General features: G+C 40.4%; 13 protein-coding genes. 1 reads left to right on the top strand and 12 read right to left on the bottom strand.

Annotated features, from left to right (window positions below; all coding sequences use genetic code 11):
* Positions 1-195: 195 nt before the first annotated feature.
* The 12 genes from H6G69_RS08210 to H6G69_RS08155 all read right to left on the bottom strand — a co-directional run bounded on the left by H6G69_RS08210 (position 196) and on the right by H6G69_RS08155 (position 13,216).
* A complete protein-coding gene (locus H6G69_RS08210) occupies positions 196-3,495 on the bottom strand; it encodes an FHA domain-containing protein (protein WP_190684396.1) in 3,300 nt (1,099 codons plus the stop codon).
* A 368-nt stretch (positions 3,496-3,863) separates the two neighbouring features.
* Positions 3,864-4,808 carry a DUF928 domain-containing protein gene (locus tag H6G69_RS08205; protein ID WP_190684393.1) on the bottom strand — a complete coding sequence of 315 codons (945 nt, stop codon included), beginning with the start codon at positions 4,806-4,808 and terminating at the stop codon, positions 3,864-3,866.
* 371 nt (positions 4,809-5,179) lie between these two features.
* Positions 5,180-5,413, bottom strand: coding sequence for a hypothetical protein (locus tag H6G69_RS08200; RefSeq protein ID WP_190684391.1), 234 nt, complete (start codon positions 5,411-5,413; stop codon positions 5,180-5,182).
* A 446-nt stretch (positions 5,414-5,859) separates the two neighbouring features.
* Entirely contained in the window at positions 5,860-6,591 is a 732-nt protein-coding gene (locus H6G69_RS08195; RefSeq protein ID WP_190684389.1) for a DUF928 domain-containing protein, read from the bottom strand.
* A gap of 24 nt (positions 6,592-6,615) precedes the next feature.
* Positions 6,616-7,530 carry a DUF928 domain-containing protein gene (locus H6G69_RS08190; RefSeq protein ID WP_190684386.1) on the bottom strand — a complete coding sequence of 305 codons (915 nt, stop codon included), beginning with the start codon at positions 7,528-7,530 and terminating at the stop codon, positions 6,616-6,618.
* Between the two features lie 65 nt (positions 7,531-7,595).
* Positions 7,596-8,411 (bottom strand): DUF928 domain-containing protein, encoded by an 816-nt coding sequence (locus tag H6G69_RS08185; protein WP_190684384.1) that lies wholly within the window; start codon positions 8,409-8,411, stop codon positions 7,596-7,598.
* Between the two features lie 43 nt (positions 8,412-8,454).
* Entirely contained in the window at positions 8,455-9,177 is a 723-nt protein-coding gene (locus tag H6G69_RS08180; protein WP_190684381.1) for a molybdopterin-dependent oxidoreductase, read from the bottom strand.
* A gap of 7 nt (positions 9,178-9,184) precedes the next feature.
* Positions 9,185-9,793, bottom strand: coding sequence for a cytochrome b/b6 domain-containing protein (locus H6G69_RS08175; protein WP_190684378.1), 609 nt, complete (start codon positions 9,791-9,793; stop codon positions 9,185-9,187).
* 479 nt (positions 9,794-10,272) lie between these two features.
* Complete coding sequence (locus H6G69_RS08170; RefSeq protein WP_190684377.1) at positions 10,273-10,758, bottom strand: DM13 domain-containing protein; 486 nt, start codon at positions 10,756-10,758, stop codon at positions 10,273-10,275.
* A 229-nt stretch (positions 10,759-10,987) separates the two neighbouring features.
* A complete protein-coding gene (locus H6G69_RS08165) occupies positions 10,988-11,680 on the bottom strand; it encodes a cytochrome c biogenesis CcdA family protein (protein WP_190684374.1) in 693 nt (230 codons plus the stop codon).
* A gap of 14 nt (positions 11,681-11,694) precedes the next feature.
* The gene (locus H6G69_RS08160) at positions 11,695-12,312 is read right to left on the bottom strand and encodes a thioredoxin family protein (RefSeq protein WP_190684371.1); all 618 of its coding nucleotides are present in this window, start codon (positions 12,310-12,312) and stop codon (positions 11,695-11,697) included.
* A gap of 574 nt (positions 12,313-12,886) precedes the next feature.
* Complete coding sequence (locus H6G69_RS08155) at positions 12,887-13,216, bottom strand: pentapeptide MXKDX repeat protein (protein ID WP_242072007.1); 330 nt, start codon at positions 13,214-13,216, stop codon at positions 12,887-12,889.
* A 651-nt stretch (positions 13,217-13,867) separates the two neighbouring features.
* Here H6G69_RS08155 and H6G69_RS08150 point away from each other — a divergent pair.
* Positions 13,868-15,052, top strand: a complete 1,185-nt coding sequence (locus H6G69_RS08150; protein WP_190684368.1) for an NAD(P)H-quinone oxidoreductase subunit H — start codon at positions 13,868-13,870, stop codon at positions 15,050-15,052.
* The last annotated feature ends 193 nt before the right edge of the window (positions 15,053-15,245 follow it).

Raw genomic sequence — 15,245 nt, 5'->3', positions numbered from 1 at the left:
TACAGTTTTTGGTTAAAGTTTTGTATGTCAAAGTGACGCAGCAGTTCAAGAAGAAGGGTGTGGGGTGTTGGGGGTAGGGTTTAGTGTGAAGACGTGATTGGGAAAGATCAAGGGTAAAGTATGAAGACTAAAAGGAATTCTCAGACTTCATACTTCATACTTCATACTTCACACTTCAGACTTCACACTTTCTACTTAGATTTGCGTTACAGAACAAGCTTGTCCTAAGCTTTCTTGCAAGCGATTACTTAAGAGTTCTAAAAGATTTCTGGCTAGTGATGGGTCTTTTGCTAATACTGCCTCAAAATTCTCAGCATTAATTCTTATGGTCTTAGTCCTGGTTCCAGAGGCAACAATGGTTGCAGCATAATTGGTATGAGTCAATACTTCCAATTCCCCAATCGTTTGACCGGGTAAGATGTCTCCAGAGAAATCTTGATTACCCATGCTTTGGCGCACCTTAGCTTCGCCATCGATTAAGACGATTAAATCATGAGCAAACGTACCCATACGACAAATTTCTTCTTCGGGATGGTAAACTCGCACATGACTATTTTTGGCTAACTCAATTAAGACGTTGGCTTTCAAACCTAAGAAGAAACTGCTCTTATACAGCCACAAAAGCTTTTCTAAGGTTCCTAAGGCTTCAGCAATAGTATCTCCTTGTTGTGGTTGCAATTCCCACTGCACCAAAATCACCAAGTCATCGCCACTGCTAAATCGAACAATGTCACCTTGTTTGAGTCGTTGTTGTTGGTCGTGAATTTGTTCCTTGCCAATCCGCAAACCATTGCTGCTACCTAAATCTTTGACGCTTACGCCTTGTTCATCTAGATAGAAGATGGCGTGTTGGCGGGAGACGCGATTATCGGAAATCATAATATCGTTGCCGGCTTCGCGTCCGACACGAATTGTTGGTTGCTGAAATACTCGTCGTTCCACGCGCCCCATGATTCTGATTTGGGCAATCATGGTTGGGACTGTGCTGCGGGTGTATTGTTGTCCTTGACCGAGGATGCGTTCGGCTGTTTCTTGCACCAGTGGGTCTTTGACAGATTTATTATCCAATAACTGACGCGCTTGCTGGAAGCCTAAGCCTGGATTAATTTGCTGTAAAGCATACAGGCTAGCTGCTTGCACTAGAGGATCGATATCTTGTAACAGTTGCATTAAGACATCAACAATCACCTCAGAACGCATTGCTGGTTCGGGAATTTGGGTGGGTGCGACTAAAGAACTCCAATTTGTGGCCTGTTGAACATCAAACTTGGTATCTGTATCAGGATTTAAGTTTGTGGATGTAGGATTTGACTGAGTTACTAGGTCTTTACCTTGCCGTAGGGAATTGATGACTCTCATTCCCAGACGCGACATCCATTTTGTTTGTTCATCGTGCGATCGCAAAATGTCTACGAGGATGTGGGCTGCTAGTACGCCTGTGGAACGGGCAATATCGATCGCTTCGGTAGTATCACCTAAAATTTCTAAGATGCTGAGTAGCTGGGTGGCGATTAGTTTTTGCTTTTCTTGCACTGCTTGTCTTAACAAGACATACACAGGTGCTTGCGGATTAGACACTAAGTTTTGTAGTGCTTGATAACGCACTGCTAAGTCTTGTAACTGTGACAAGAGCATCTCTGCTGTTCGCAGTAAAGCCCCGTCTTGGTTAAACATTTCCGCTAAAACTTGTTCTTGTTCATCAGCGGTGATGGCATATTCTTGTCGCAGGGCCATAATTTGTTTTTGTTTGCGCTCAAAGGCATCTTGTAGTGGTGTACCGACTTCTACTAGTTCTTGGATGAGTAACTCTAAGGCGCGGCGATAACCATCAATCCGCAGTTGATTTTCGCGGCTGAGTTGTTTTTGCGGGTCGAGCAAAGAGGGATCTTCAACACCCAGTTCGGCCAAAACAGAATAATGTTCTTCGTCACTGACGTTCAATTCTTTGCGAACATCTTTTAGCACTTCTAAGCTGTCGGCAGATTGGACGTTACCTTCTTCTAAGGATTCTTGCAATACTCCTTTATAGACACGGAGTCTGTCAGCCCGGCTAAAACCAGGGAGAACTTTCGCTAGTACATACACTTCGTTGGGAAGTAAGTCCTGGAGAGATCGCCCTTCGAGGAATTTGCTCCAGTCTACGGCTAACTTGTTCAATTGACGGCGCAAGCTACTAGCCAAGCTCTCGCGGGAATAGTTTTCTTTGCTGCGCGCTAAACTTCTATGCAGCCATAAACTGCTGACTAATACTACAAAGGCATTGAGGATGAGAATCCCCCAAGTCGGAAACAAGCTGATGTTGGGACGACCCCCAAACATGAAAAAGACGTTGAAGGAGATAAACGTACACAAGACAAAGCAAGTGTGCAGAATATCTTCATCACTAACTGATCTATTTTTCCGTTTCAAAAAGGCGCGATAGGCTTTTTCTAAGCTCAGACATATAAAGTAACTAGCTGCTGCACACACAGCAATAGTTAGCGGAGCGGCAATAATTTTCGGAATGGGAATGGCTTGGTCAAAGATATAAAAACCCGGATGGAATAGGGTGCTTAATTGCCCTGCTTCATGTGTCCAAGAGCCAGAGTAGTAATAGTCCCAGTTGCCAGCATACAAGTAATAGAAAAGGTAGAAGCCAAACATCAAACCAAAGTAAGTGTAAAACACGAGCTTTTGGTCTGGTCTGGTGATTCCTTCCCAGTAAGAACGTTCTGAGTCAATATCGATACAAGGCGATTGACAGCTGACGCAAGCACTTTTTTCTTTGCCACTGGTATCAGTTGTCCGACACATCGATTGGGTGATGCTTTGGGGTGGCTTGAGGTGTGCGTCGCTACCTAACAAACCTCTAGGGCCTGTGTAAAACATCTGTACCGGAGCCATCGGACAGAAGTATTGACACCAACTTCTACCTTTAAAAAGAAAGCCAACAGTAATTGAGGAGGCAATGGTAAATAGCAAAAATAAACCCATTGCGGTGCGATCGCTATTTACAAACAAAATACGGATATTCAAACCCAGATAAAAAAGGAACATTTGCAGGTAAAGGTAGTTGCGCCCTAACCAAGATTCCTTTTCAACGCCTGCTAACTCGTAACGAATACTACCTGTGTCTGGGTTAACAACTTTGCGCTTCCGTTGAATCCCTAAAGCCCTAGGAATTTGAGAGAAGAAATACAAAGGACAAATCCGCCGCCACAATTCATGCCCAAACAACACCAAAATCATAATCCCTATAGGCAGTACCATTGCCCAGAAAATCCGCGCGCCCATCGGATAAGGCTGTTCTGGCAAACAAAGTCCTTGAACTTTCACACATTCATCAGGGTCGAGATACTTCTCCGGATGGAGATGAAACGGACTGAGTGTATTACTAGGGTCAGTTAACCAAGCTGAAACTGGATCATAAAATAAAGAAAATATTAAAGTCAGCCAGCCGATTGCTAGCAGCCACCTGACTACGTGCATCTTTTTTTCAGAAACTTGACTAATCATTTTTGTTAAGAAATTAACTAAGTAATTAGGGGATGAAATTTCAGTAGGCTGAATAAGAATTTATGGAAAAATTATCAGATGCTTAAGTATGTCTTGTTAGCTCACAGATGGACAGTTAGTGTTAGCCAAAAGTCAATGTAGCTGAACAAGCAACCTGATAGTTGAATGTTTGGATATTGGTTTGAAGATAAGTGATTATACAGGTTGATTACATTGGTTGTTGATGAATTTTTGTTGGCGATCGGAACTCCACTAACCCGTATGATTGATGTTATCTGGTTTTGGAACGGAGAAATTCAAATTTTGTACTAATTAATATTGTTGACATTGTGAAGTTGTTAGTATATCTGCTGATTATGTCTTGTATATCAAGGTAGGAGAGGTTCGTTAATCATTGGTTCCAAATCTCCTGAACGTAACAAATCTTCCCAATCATTTTTAATTGCCAAATCATTCGGGTGAGATTTACGTAATTGGGCGACGATAGTTAAAGCATTTTCCCAAATTCCCGATAAGGCATAAATAGTTGCTTGTTCTTCGAGATTTGCGGTTGCTAACTGAGAGTTGACTGAATTATTGGGTGCTAGGCGTGCAATGTCACCTTTAATTACATAGTCGGAACTGCGCTCATGGCGATCGCAAATTAACGAAAAGTACCATTGATAGGATTGACCAACCTGCAATCCAGCGAAATTAGCGTCAGTAGGTGGTAAACTGAAGCTGACAATGCCCGGTTTACTGGGGACTGGCAAGGTTTTTTGATAGATTACCTCTTCTTGCTCATTTTGTAAGACTAATTCCATCACTGGTGCAGATGTCTGCGGCACATAGAAAAAGAACGAGGGATTTGCTTGAGTGGTTCTTAGCACATCAACCCCTGGAATGATTGCAGTTAAGCGTTTTTTACTTTGGATACAAACTTCACCAGACTCACTGCGGATCTGATCACTACGGGTAGCTGCTGGTGTGCGCTTTGTGGCGATGCCAAGATTACTCGGAATAAAAGTGATGTAGGTTTTGCGTTTTGTACTGCTCCGGCGATCGCGGCTGATATAACTACCTATATTACTAATAGCTAGAGTTGCGTAGCGATCGCCAGGTCTTTCATAAAGTGCTTGTCTAAAATAATCTAAAGCCTCGGAATAATTTCGCTGGCGGGTTGCCGTATAACCCAACTGCATATACTGATTGTAATCCAGCCGAGCTTGCAATGTTCCAGGCGGATTTGCCAACGATGCATTTAAGCTAACAGGTAATAGGGAACCAAGTATGAAGGCAACACAGAAGCATCTACTCAAGAAAACGGGTTTCATAGTCAATCCCCTTACTTACTTGGGGTCTACTGTCTTGGGCTTTACTTTATGTAATACAACATATATAAGTTTTATTCCGTAGAGCTATGCAAAATTTCATCTTGTTTTGCTCACAATAGCAGTATGTTCTGGGAAAATTGATGAATATTATCAAAAAATACAGTTAAGTTTTGCAAATATTAAACTCTGGAACTCATATTTGATTTCTGAAAAAAATCCGTACCTCCAAAAATCACTCTTTCCTACTCCCCAAGCCCCATTCTTAGGCTACCCAGATAATTTCAATCATCACACCTGATTCCTATAGCTCATTAGTAATAAACTGTGACTTTTAGCGTTCAAAGACGAAGTTAAATTTATATACATCAGTACTAACGAATGGCGGCACTTACGAGCCGTGCCGGAAATTGCCAATCTAAAATAAACTCTGGTTGCACACAAAACGCTGACATTGGTGGGTTAATGGATATTGCTACACATTCTTGATTGCTTTGGGCTGCTGGTATTTCATTAGTTATAGCTTGCTCTGGAAGAGAGTAATTAAAAGCTACTAATCCAGATGCAACAGAAGAAGCAATTAAATAAGAGTAAGATTGTATTGTCATGGTATCCTCTTCAGAGGAATAATGCTGACATACTTTTAATAGGTAGAACAAATTATAAGTATGCATATAAGTCAATGATGCGGTAGAAAAAATAATACCCAATTGGGAATTAAACCGATAAAACCATCATGACTTAATCAATACAATTTAAATTCGGAAAAATTCAGGTTTAAAATTGAGTCAAACAAAAAACTGCAATTGCAATTAATTTTTCGTTGTCATAGTACAGAGTCGTCAAACTGAATTCATGAATAACAAAATCCCTAACTTTTTCCAAATCAGGGATTTCAGCAATCTGAATTTTCACACATTTATTCTTAGAGGTTGTTTTAAAAACTTTCCTTGGCGAATATAATTCGCCCAACACTTTTAAAACATCCTCTTAGTCAACAGGTGTGAGTTTGCTAGTCATTGCCAACGAAGTGTTAACTAAGCATTCCCGTAAGTTAATTGATTGGTTGCATAACATTTTGTTCTTTAACTAAAGGTGCTTGAGCTAATTGTTGATCGAATTCTACACCTTGGCTTGTTAACAAAGATTCCCAATCTTCTTTGAATACAGTATCTTGAGGGTGAGAATAACGTAATTGAGCTAAGGTATCAAGTACATCTTGCCATATACCTGCTTCTGCGAAGATATTTAAACGCTCTTGAAGACTCGCTTTTTCTAACTTACTCATCAAAGAAGAATTCTCAATCCGCTTGATTCCTCCTTCTACTAACTTATCTAAAGAGCGGTCTTGAGTATTGCAAATAATCGAAAAGTTCCATCTATACATTTTGTCTGTTGCCAAAGTATTGTTTGGTAGGTTAATACCAACTACACCTGCACTACCATTGGGTTTGTAATTTTGCTTGTAAACTTCTTGGTCATTCTCATCTTGAATAATTAATTCTAATTCCGTAGCTTTATTCTCAGGAATATAGAAATACAATGTAGGGTTAGCCACAGTTGTTAAGGCAAGATTGGACTTAGGAACCAAAGCCGTGAGACGCTGATTTTTAGCGACACAATTCTCACCCCGAGAACCCCCGGGAACTCTTCTACCTGGTACGCCTAGGTTGGGTAATTTAATTCTAATTTGTGCTTGCGCTGGAGCTATAGAAGACAACAGCGATAGACCTAAAATTCCGGAAATTATTTTAGTTGAAAGTTGCTTTGATAAAAATTGGTTCATCCTAACTTACTCCTGGTTCGATGATTAAAACTTGAGGCTTTTTTTATTTTGAATATTTCTAGAGTCAGGATTAATTATTTCTAGTGGAGGAATTAATGGCTGTTGTGCTATTTGTGGATTTAAGCCCACACCTTGACCCGTAATCAGTCCTGTCCAAGCCGATACAATTTCTGGATTATTCGGTGTTAAATAACGTATTTGGGCTAAGGTAGCGATAGTATCGTGCCAAAGACCTGCTGCGGCATACAAGGCTACACGCTCTTGTTTAGTTACTTTTGGTAATTTTCTAGCAAGTTCTGGGTTTGGTAATATGCGTTGGATAACACCTGCAACAAATTTATTTTGAGACTGATTGGCAGGATTACAAATGACTGAAAATTTCCATTTATATTGTTGATTGACTGCTAAAGTATTAACAGGTAGACGTAAACTAATTATTCCAGATTTATTGCTAGGTTTGTATTTTTGTTTGTAAACCTCTTGTTCATTGGCATTTTGAACAGTTAATTCTAATTCTGGTGCAGAAGTTTGGGGAAGATAAAACAATAATGTGGGATCTGCCACAGTAGTTAATCCTAATTGAGATTCAGGAATTAAAGCAGTTAAGGGAAGTTGACCTTGTAAACATTGATCTGCGGTAGGAATTGTTTTTGGAATCACAACTCTCGTATCATTCTGCACTTCATCGGCTGGTCTGACTGGCGAGACTGGTGAAGGTAGTGCTGGTACAGGGCGTAATTCCGAATTTCCGCCAAAAAGTCCTGACGGTGGTTCATACACCCGTGTTCCTGCGGGTATTAATCTTTGAGGGCCATTCAGAGTTGGTGGGATAAATATGATTTCTTGTTTTGCTACGGCTGTGGTAATTGATAATATGCTAGTTAATCCAATAGTGGCGATAACTGTGAAGCTAATTGTTTGTGACTTTAAGGAAAACATTTCCTGGACTCCTATTATTTAGGCATTGTCATGAATTTGCTCGTCTCATAAATTGCTGAGTCCAGTTAGTTACCTTTGAGCGGTTGGGGAGTTTGTTGTTGAGGAATTAAAGGTTTCTGTACCAATTGTTGATCTAACTCTACTCCTGGGGCTGTTAATAAATCTTGCCAATCAATTTTCAGCTGTAAATCATTGGGATTGGCATATCGTAATTTTACTAATGTATCCAGCACATCATACCAAATTCCTGCTTCAGCATAGAGATGTAAACGCTCATGCAAGGTTGCTTGCTCTAGCTTTTTCATCAACCCAGGATTTGCAACCCGTTGCGTCTTTCCTTCAATAATGCTGTCTAAAGAACGGTCTTGAGAATCACAAATAATTGCTAATGTCCATTGATATTTTTTACCTACACTTATAGTATTCGGCGGCAAAGATAAGCCGACTATTCCTGCTTGAGTACTTGGTTTATAGCTCTGCTGGTAAACAATTTGTGCATTTTCATCTTGAATAATTAGCTCTATTTCTGAAGCAGGAGTTTGAGGAATAAATAAATATAAGGTTGGGTTGTCTAGGGTAGTTAAGCCAATATTTGATTTGGGCAGTAAAGCTTTTAAAGGCTGATTTTTTGGTACACAACTAAGCCCGCGAGAAGCTCCTCCTCTCAACCTTCCAAGCGGTGCTTCAATATTTGGTATTTGCGGCAGAATAAATCTCAGTCTTGTGCCAGATTGGATAGTTCTATTTGGCCTACCTATAGTCTCTGGTGGAGGTTCATTTGTTACTTGTGCTAATGCTATTTTATCAGGCAATAGAAAAGTGAACCCAAAAGTTGTTGTCAAGATGAATAGCCAAAACTTTTGTGTTATCGCGCCAATCATTTAGTATGCTCCTGCTATTCAGGAATTCTCAGGAATTGTTTAATTAAAGTCCAGCAAACCACTCATACCCTTGGTCAACCCAATAACCTTTTCTACTATTGAGATTACTAGCTAATGTGATGCGAGTTACCCATTTAGATTGTTTATATCCGAGCTTGATTGGAGAAGCCAGTCGCAATGGCGCACCGTTATCGACTGACAAGGGTTGACCATTTTTTTGATAAGCTAGCAGGGTTTGAGGATGCAGGACAGAGGCTATATCCCAGCTTTCGTAGTAATTATCCGCAGACTGAAAGTAGGCGTAGCGTGCTTGAGATTTTGGTTGTGCTAGATTCAGCAAATCTCGTAAGCGGACACCTCCCCACTGAACTATCGCCGCCCAGCCTTCAACACACACATGACGAATTACCATTGAAGTTAGGGGTAATTTGTAGATGTCTGTCATACTCAGCTGTATTGGCTGATTAACTTCACCGTCTATTGTGAGGCGAAAAGCTACAGGATCGATTTCAGGAGTTAGGTCATAGGTGTTTACTAACAGTGCTTTTGGTTGAATGGCACTGAGAGGAAATTCTGGTATGGGTGTTTGCGGTTTGAGTAATAATTCGCCGACTTTGAGGTTGAGTGGCTCAGTAATAGTACCGACTGTTTCAGAAAATAAGCTAGTACCACAACTGGTTAATAGCAAACCTAGGCTAGACATTCCCGATAGTTGCAATAGTCTGCGCCGGCTAATTTGTTGGCGGGGTGTTGCAAATTCTTCCATACTACCTCTAAGTAAACATTGATTTAATCAAGCGATAGCCACCGACTTTTTGAGATAGTAGAAAATGCGCGATCGCAAATAATACAACTATCGGTACAGTAATAAAATGCACTGTTCTTAAGGTTTGCCAACTGCCAAATAAACCAGATAACCAGTACAGTTGTGCAGGTTTATACATAGCTAATCCGCTAGCGATCGCTAGCACTAAAATCGGCACAATTGCTGTATAAATTAACCTATGCCAAGCATAGTTTTTCCGTTTCAGATTTTGTCCTTTTTGTAAAACTTGAATGTCGCTTTGGGAGATAAACCGCTTTTGCCATCTTCGAGTTAGTAATATATATGTGCCATAAGCTAATAAATTTAATGAAAAAACCCACATAGCTGCAAAATGCCAGCTACGTCCACCTGCTAACCATCCCCCTAATAAGAAGATGCTAGGAAAGTGCCAACCGCCACGTCCACCAAATACAGGATTCGCATTATAAATTTGCAAGCCACTAAATATCATCAATAATAAACTGATGATATTGACAGCATGAAATATTTTAGCTGGCAATTCTTGTTTCGGACCTGGGGAACCCTTACTGCGTTTACTAGATTTAGAAGAAGTCATAAATAAATCCCTGATTTCTAAATTCTTAAACTCCTGTTAATTAGGAGCATAAATGTTTTAAAACTACAAAAATTTACATTTGGATGATTTTTTATCTACTTAATATTTATATCAGGTTTATTTCTCCACTTTATGCAGTTTTGATAAATTTGATTTTGTTGGGATGTAAGTAAGTCGGTGGGAAAAAAACTAACTATGTTACGAAAGATTAACTAAGCTAAAAGCCTGTTTACTCCTGCCTCCTGCCTCCTGCCTTATCCTGATGATAAATATTCACGACGACCTACTTAGTAACTAGTTTTTAAATATATATATCGCCTATATTTAATTGCTAAAGTTATGTTAATCTCTATAAAATTGGGAATAAATTTGTTTTAACTTATTTAAGAGGTTTATATAGCAATCCTCTGTGATTAAGCAACTAATTATGGAGCTAGGACTGCTATAGAGCAATTAAATTTTAGCAAGCAACTTTAAAACTATTGGGTTAAAGCTGCATACCCAAAAGTTGCATTAAATTGCCGACACCAAACAGCTACTGTCGGGAAGTCTGCAATTTTGATTTTGTGGGAAATTTCATAACTTTGGCTACCAGATGTTTTTTTTAAATGCCCTAAACTGACGTATTCTTTTTCTGTAATGCCGTAGATTGGCGGTTTAACTTTGCGGTAGAGAATCACTAATACGTCGGGGCCATTACTGGTGTTAAAGTCTTGATCCAATTCCAAAAAATTTTTGCTGTTTTTGGTAATAATGCGCACATTACCTTTAGTTGTGTGTTCTCCTTTAACAAAACTACCAGATTTAATCACTGTCACTGACTCAGTTGCTGTCTCAGTGGTTTGTACACTCTGAACATCTTGGCTGATAGGATTTTCGGTCGGCTGTTGCTGTGTAGCTACTGGTTGAGTGCAACCAACAATTGCTAAAGCAGTCAAACCCAAAACTAGCAATTTTCCTTGCATGGCTTCAAAAGCCTCCAATTAAACTATTTGTGTAGATTTTTTGCTGTTGTTGCCTACCAAAAGTTTTGTTCGCAGAGTCAAGATGTGGACTATGAATTACTCCACATTTAGTCCCAGGGTAATTACTTACTGCGATCGCAACATAGCATAAAGTGACAGTAAACTACACAGATACTGGGGAAAATTACGGGATATTTTAGCAATAATTTATAATTAGTTGCCAGAAAATTCACAGAGGCAACTTTGGGAAAACAGGAGCCAACCACAGCTGAATCTGCACATCCCAACCTAAAAGAATGGCGATCGCGGCAACGGCAACTAAAACACCACCAATGCGTTGTAAAATTTCACTGCGAGAACGTAAGCCTACTAAAGATTTGCTAACATAACGCCCAGCATAAGCGATCGCCAACATTGGCAAAGCCGCTCCCACACCAAAAGCCAATAACAAAGCAAACGCTCCTAAAATCTGATGTTTGGCTGCTGCCAGGATCAAGATACTGCCCAGTACAGGCCCAGCACAAGGAGTCCACAATAAACCAAGTTGAGTGCCTAACCAAAACTCTCCTGTTAAGCCTACCCCTGTGTTGCTTTTGAGTCTACCCAAGCGTAAATAACTCAGTAACCAATAACTCCATTGAGGAAAAATAGATAACAACCCCATCAGCAACAGGATAAATATCCCCAAAAATCTGATAGTGCTGGCTAGTCCAGCTAACCAACTACTAGCAATCCCTAGCAGGCTGCCAGCCGTAGCAAATCCACTGATTAAACCAGTAACTAAAGCGACAGGCCCCCATCGGTGAGTCGAAAGCGATCGCCCCACCAAAACAGGCAAAACAGGTAAAACGCAAGGAGATAGAACAGTTAAAGCCCCCGCAGCAATGGCTAATCCTGTTGATAGGGAAGTAATTTCTGACATAATTCAGTACTTAATTACCCTAAAAGCTGCTGAATCATTTGTTCGGTTTCTGTATATGCACCTTCACCTATATGGTCATAGCGGATGATACCTTGACGGTCTGCTAAAAATAAGTGTGGCCAGTATTCGTTTTGGTAAGCATTCCAAGTTTGAAATTCATTATCTATCGGCACAGCATAGTTAATTTTATGCTTCTTCAAAGCTTGTTTGACATTATTGATATCCTTTTCAAAAGCAAACTCTGGAGTATGGACACCAATTACTTTGAGTCCTTTATCAACATATTTTTGATGCCAACGAGTAATGTATGGTAAGGTGCGCTGACAGTTAATACAACCAAAAGTCCAAAATTGGAGTAGTACAACACTACCCTTGAGATCAGCAGTGTTTAAAGGAGGGGAATTTAACCATTGAGAAATACCTTTAAATTCCGGTAAGGTTTTTGCGTTTGATGGTAACGTAGTTGTGGCTTGCTCAGACGGAGTAGTAGTCATACTAGGAGTAATCACTGTTGTGGGAATGACCATTTTTTGTGAGCGCAAATTAGCCGCGAGAGCCACTCCGCCTGCGCCTATAGCACCTAATCCCAGATAGGTTAGCAGTCTACGACGCTTAATTAAACTTTTATCCATATACTAATAAGTAAGAATTTAATACTTAAGCCATTTAAGTATTGAAGGAAATTATTAAACAAAACTCTAGGCGAAAAGGGTGCGTCAATAACGCACCCATAATTATCTAAGACCAATTTTTTATAAAGCTGCATAGAATTCTATCCCTCCTAGCCCCCCTTTTTAAGGGAGGAACAAGAATCAACGTCCCTCTTTTTCAGGGGGATTTAGGGGGATCAGGATATGTGCAACTTCACATTAAATTGGTATAAGACCTAAAACTACACAGCCTAAAAATATAGCAACCTCAGATGCCATATTATGTGCAACTTGTGATTAATCTACTTGTCTCTAGAAAAGAGATTTAAGTATCCAATCCTCTGATTTTGGAGGGCAAATTCTCGAGAATAACTTAGACCAACAAGTAACAAGTCATGTTATTCTCGAAATTTTTTTAGAATGGTTGGTTACAAAGGCTTTTTTTTGAGCAATTATTCGTTAAACAATTACTTCTATAAATAAATAGAAGCTTTTACTTGTTTTATACCGCTTGATCTTGTTTAAGACAACATTATCGAATGTATCCTCAAACAAGCTATTGAGGTTTATTAGTTGCTGCTGGTTCTGTTTTTTTCATAGCGTCGCCATCTTTCTTCATAGCGTCACCATCTTTCTTCATAGCGTCGCCATTTTTCATAGCGTCACCATCTTTCTTCATAGCGTCGCCATTTTTCATAGCGTCACCATCTTTCTTCATAGCGTCGCCATTTTTCATCGCATCACCAGGAGTGGTGTTTGCTGCGGGTGCAGCTGATGGCGCATTAGGAGCAACTTGATTACTGGTGTCAGAAGGATTTGAACAAGCAGCTAAACTTCCCATCAAAGCCAGACTCGCAGCTAAACCCACCAATTTCAACTTCATCATATTTTTTAAACCTCTATGTACGCTTACTAAAAACAGAAGTAAGGAAGCATTTTGTATATCATACGGATGGGGCCAAATGTAAATGTCAAATTAATTATTTTTTCTTAATTCCTTTAGGAAAATTAATAAGTATCTACAAATTGCCTCGTCCGGCTGTTAGAGAAATGTCTATTAGTTAGTACAGTGACGTAGTAAGCGATTACGTAAAAATTTGAATTTTTGGAAAAATTTATTAAAGGTTCCGTAAAATTAAGGGCTTGCAGAAAAATGTTTAAGGATACCCAAGATTAGATGTAACAATTTATACAGTATATTCTGAATTAGGCTGTAGCTTTCATGACTTTAAAGTGACAGTCCACCAAATTTCTGGCGTTCCACTGTTGAAAGTGGGAGTTGAAAAAATTCCGATGCCTTAAATTCCGGTATCTCAAGCTCCATATAATAGTTGAAGAAGTGAAATAAAAATAAACATCAAGTAAAACTTCTGCTGCCACCTCTTCTCCAACAAACTCCAGTATCGGCAATAGATTGCAGGGTTTACCCTAAAGATATTGCCCCTACAAACTTGATTTTGGCAGACACGATTTATCGGTCTGGTTGGCATCTACGCGGTTCCATTCAATTTTTGATCATGGGAGAACACGGAAATTTATGGCCAGATTAGAAACCCGCACTGAACCAATGGTGTTGAACATGGGGCCTCACCACCCCTCAATGCACGGGGTTCTGCGGCTAATTGTCACTTTGGATGGCGAAGATGTCATTGATTGTGAACCGGTTATCGGCTACCTGCACCGAGGAATGGAAAAAATTGCCGAGAACCGCACGACTGTGATGTATGTCCCCTACGTTAGTCGGTGGGACTACGCAGCCGGAATGTTTAACGAAGCGGTGACTGTTAACGCCCCAGAAAAGTTGGCTGGTATTGCTGTTCCTAAACGCGCTAGCTACATCCGCGTCATCATGCTGGAATTAAATCGCATCGCCAACCACTTGCTGTGGTTTGGCCCATTCCTGGCTGACGTGGGCGCACAAACTCCGTTCTTCTACCAATTCCGAGAACGGGAGATGATTTACGATTTGTGGGAAGCAGCTACAGGCTATCGGATGGTAAATAACAACTATTTCCGCGTTGGTGGTGTGGCGGCTGATTTACCCTATGGTTGGGTAGATAAGTGTCTAGAATTCTGCGACTACTTCTTACCAGTAGTTGACGAATACGAAAAACTAGTCACCAATAACCCCATCTTCCGCCGTCGTGTTGAAGGAATTGGTACAATTACCCGCGAAGAAGCAATTAACTGGGGATTGTCTGGCCCAATGTTACGGGCTTCTGGCGTAAAGTGGGATTTACGCAAAGTTGACCATTACGAGTGCTATGACGATTTTGACTGGGATGTTCAGTGGGAAACTGCCGGTGATTGTTTAGCCCGTTACATGGTACGGATGCGGGAAATGCGCGAGTCTGTGAAGATTATCAAGCAAGCCATCAAAGGTCTACCTGGCGGCCCCTACGAGAACTTAGAAGCTAAACGCCTCGCAGCTGGTAAAAAATCTGAGTGGGATGCTTTTGATTACCAGTTTATTGGTAAAAAGGTTGCCCCCACTTTCAAAATGCCCAAAGGCGAAGTTTACGCCCGTGTAGAAAGTGGTAAAGGTGAACTGGGAATTTATCTGGTTGGTGATGATAATGTCTTCCCTTGGCGGTGGAAAATTCGCCCAGCAGATTTCAACAACCTGCAAATTCTACCTCATCTATTGCGAGGTATGAAAGTCGCGGATATTGTGGTGATTCTCGGCAGTATTGACGTAATCATGGGATCTGTAGACAGGTAAGTTTCAATGGGTGGGCAATGTCCACCCATTAATTTAGTAATTTCTACTGCTATAGCAATTCTATTTGGTTTCTCAAGTGCTGCTTGATACCAATTAAAAATGAAGCTGCATATAATGGAGAAAAGCAAACTTGGTAAGTTAACCCAACCATGAGCCGTCCATTTAAAATTGCGATCGCCGAGAGTGAAGAGGA

Source organism: Nostoc sp. FACHB-110, from assembly GCF_014697425.1.
In the GTDB taxonomy this organism is placed as follows: Bacteria; Cyanobacteriota; Cyanobacteriia; order Cyanobacteriales; family Nostocaceae; genus Nostoc_B.
This window is presented reverse-complemented; position numbering and strand designations above follow the sequence as displayed.

Bases quoted from the DNA above. Each gene is read 5' to 3' on its own strand.
- H6G69_RS08210 (WP_190684396.1), bottom strand. From the start codon at position 3,495: ATGATTAGTCAAGTTTCTGAAAAAAAGATGCACGTAGTCAGGTGGCTG.
- H6G69_RS08205 (WP_190684393.1), bottom strand. From the start codon at position 4,808: ATGAAACCCGTTTTCTTGAGTAGATGCTTCTGTGTTGCCTTCATACTT.
- H6G69_RS08200 (WP_190684391.1), bottom strand. From the start codon at position 5,413: ATGACAATACAATCTTACTCTTATTTAATTGCTTCTTCTGTTGCATCT.
- H6G69_RS08195 (WP_190684389.1), bottom strand. From the start codon at position 6,591: ATGAACCAATTTTTATCAAAGCAACTTTCAACTAAAATAATTTCCGGA.
- H6G69_RS08190 (WP_190684386.1), bottom strand. From the start codon at position 7,530: ATGTTTTCCTTAAAGTCACAAACAATTAGCTTCACAGTTATCGCCACT.
- H6G69_RS08185 (WP_190684384.1), bottom strand. From the start codon at position 8,411: ATGATTGGCGCGATAACACAAAAGTTTTGGCTATTCATCTTGACAACA.
- H6G69_RS08180 (WP_190684381.1), bottom strand. From the start codon at position 9,177: ATGGAAGAATTTGCAACACCCCGCCAACAAATTAGCCGGCGCAGACTA.
- H6G69_RS08175 (WP_190684378.1), bottom strand. From the start codon at position 9,793: ATGACTTCTTCTAAATCTAGTAAACGCAGTAAGGGTTCCCCAGGTCCG.
- H6G69_RS08170 (WP_190684377.1), bottom strand. From the start codon at position 10,758: ATGCAAGGAAAATTGCTAGTTTTGGGTTTGACTGCTTTAGCAATTGTT.
- H6G69_RS08165 (WP_190684374.1), bottom strand. From the start codon at position 11,680: ATGTCAGAAATTACTTCCCTATCAACAGGATTAGCCATTGCTGCGGGG.
- H6G69_RS08160 (WP_190684371.1), bottom strand. From the start codon at position 12,312: ATGGATAAAAGTTTAATTAAGCGTCGTAGACTGCTAACCTATCTGGGA.
- H6G69_RS08155 (WP_242072007.1), bottom strand. From the start codon at position 13,216: ATGATGAAGTTGAAATTGGTGGGTTTAGCTGCGAGTCTGGCTTTGATG.
- H6G69_RS08150 (WP_190684368.1), top strand. From the start codon at position 13,868: ATGGCCAGATTAGAAACCCGCACTGAACCAATGGTGTTGAACATGGGG.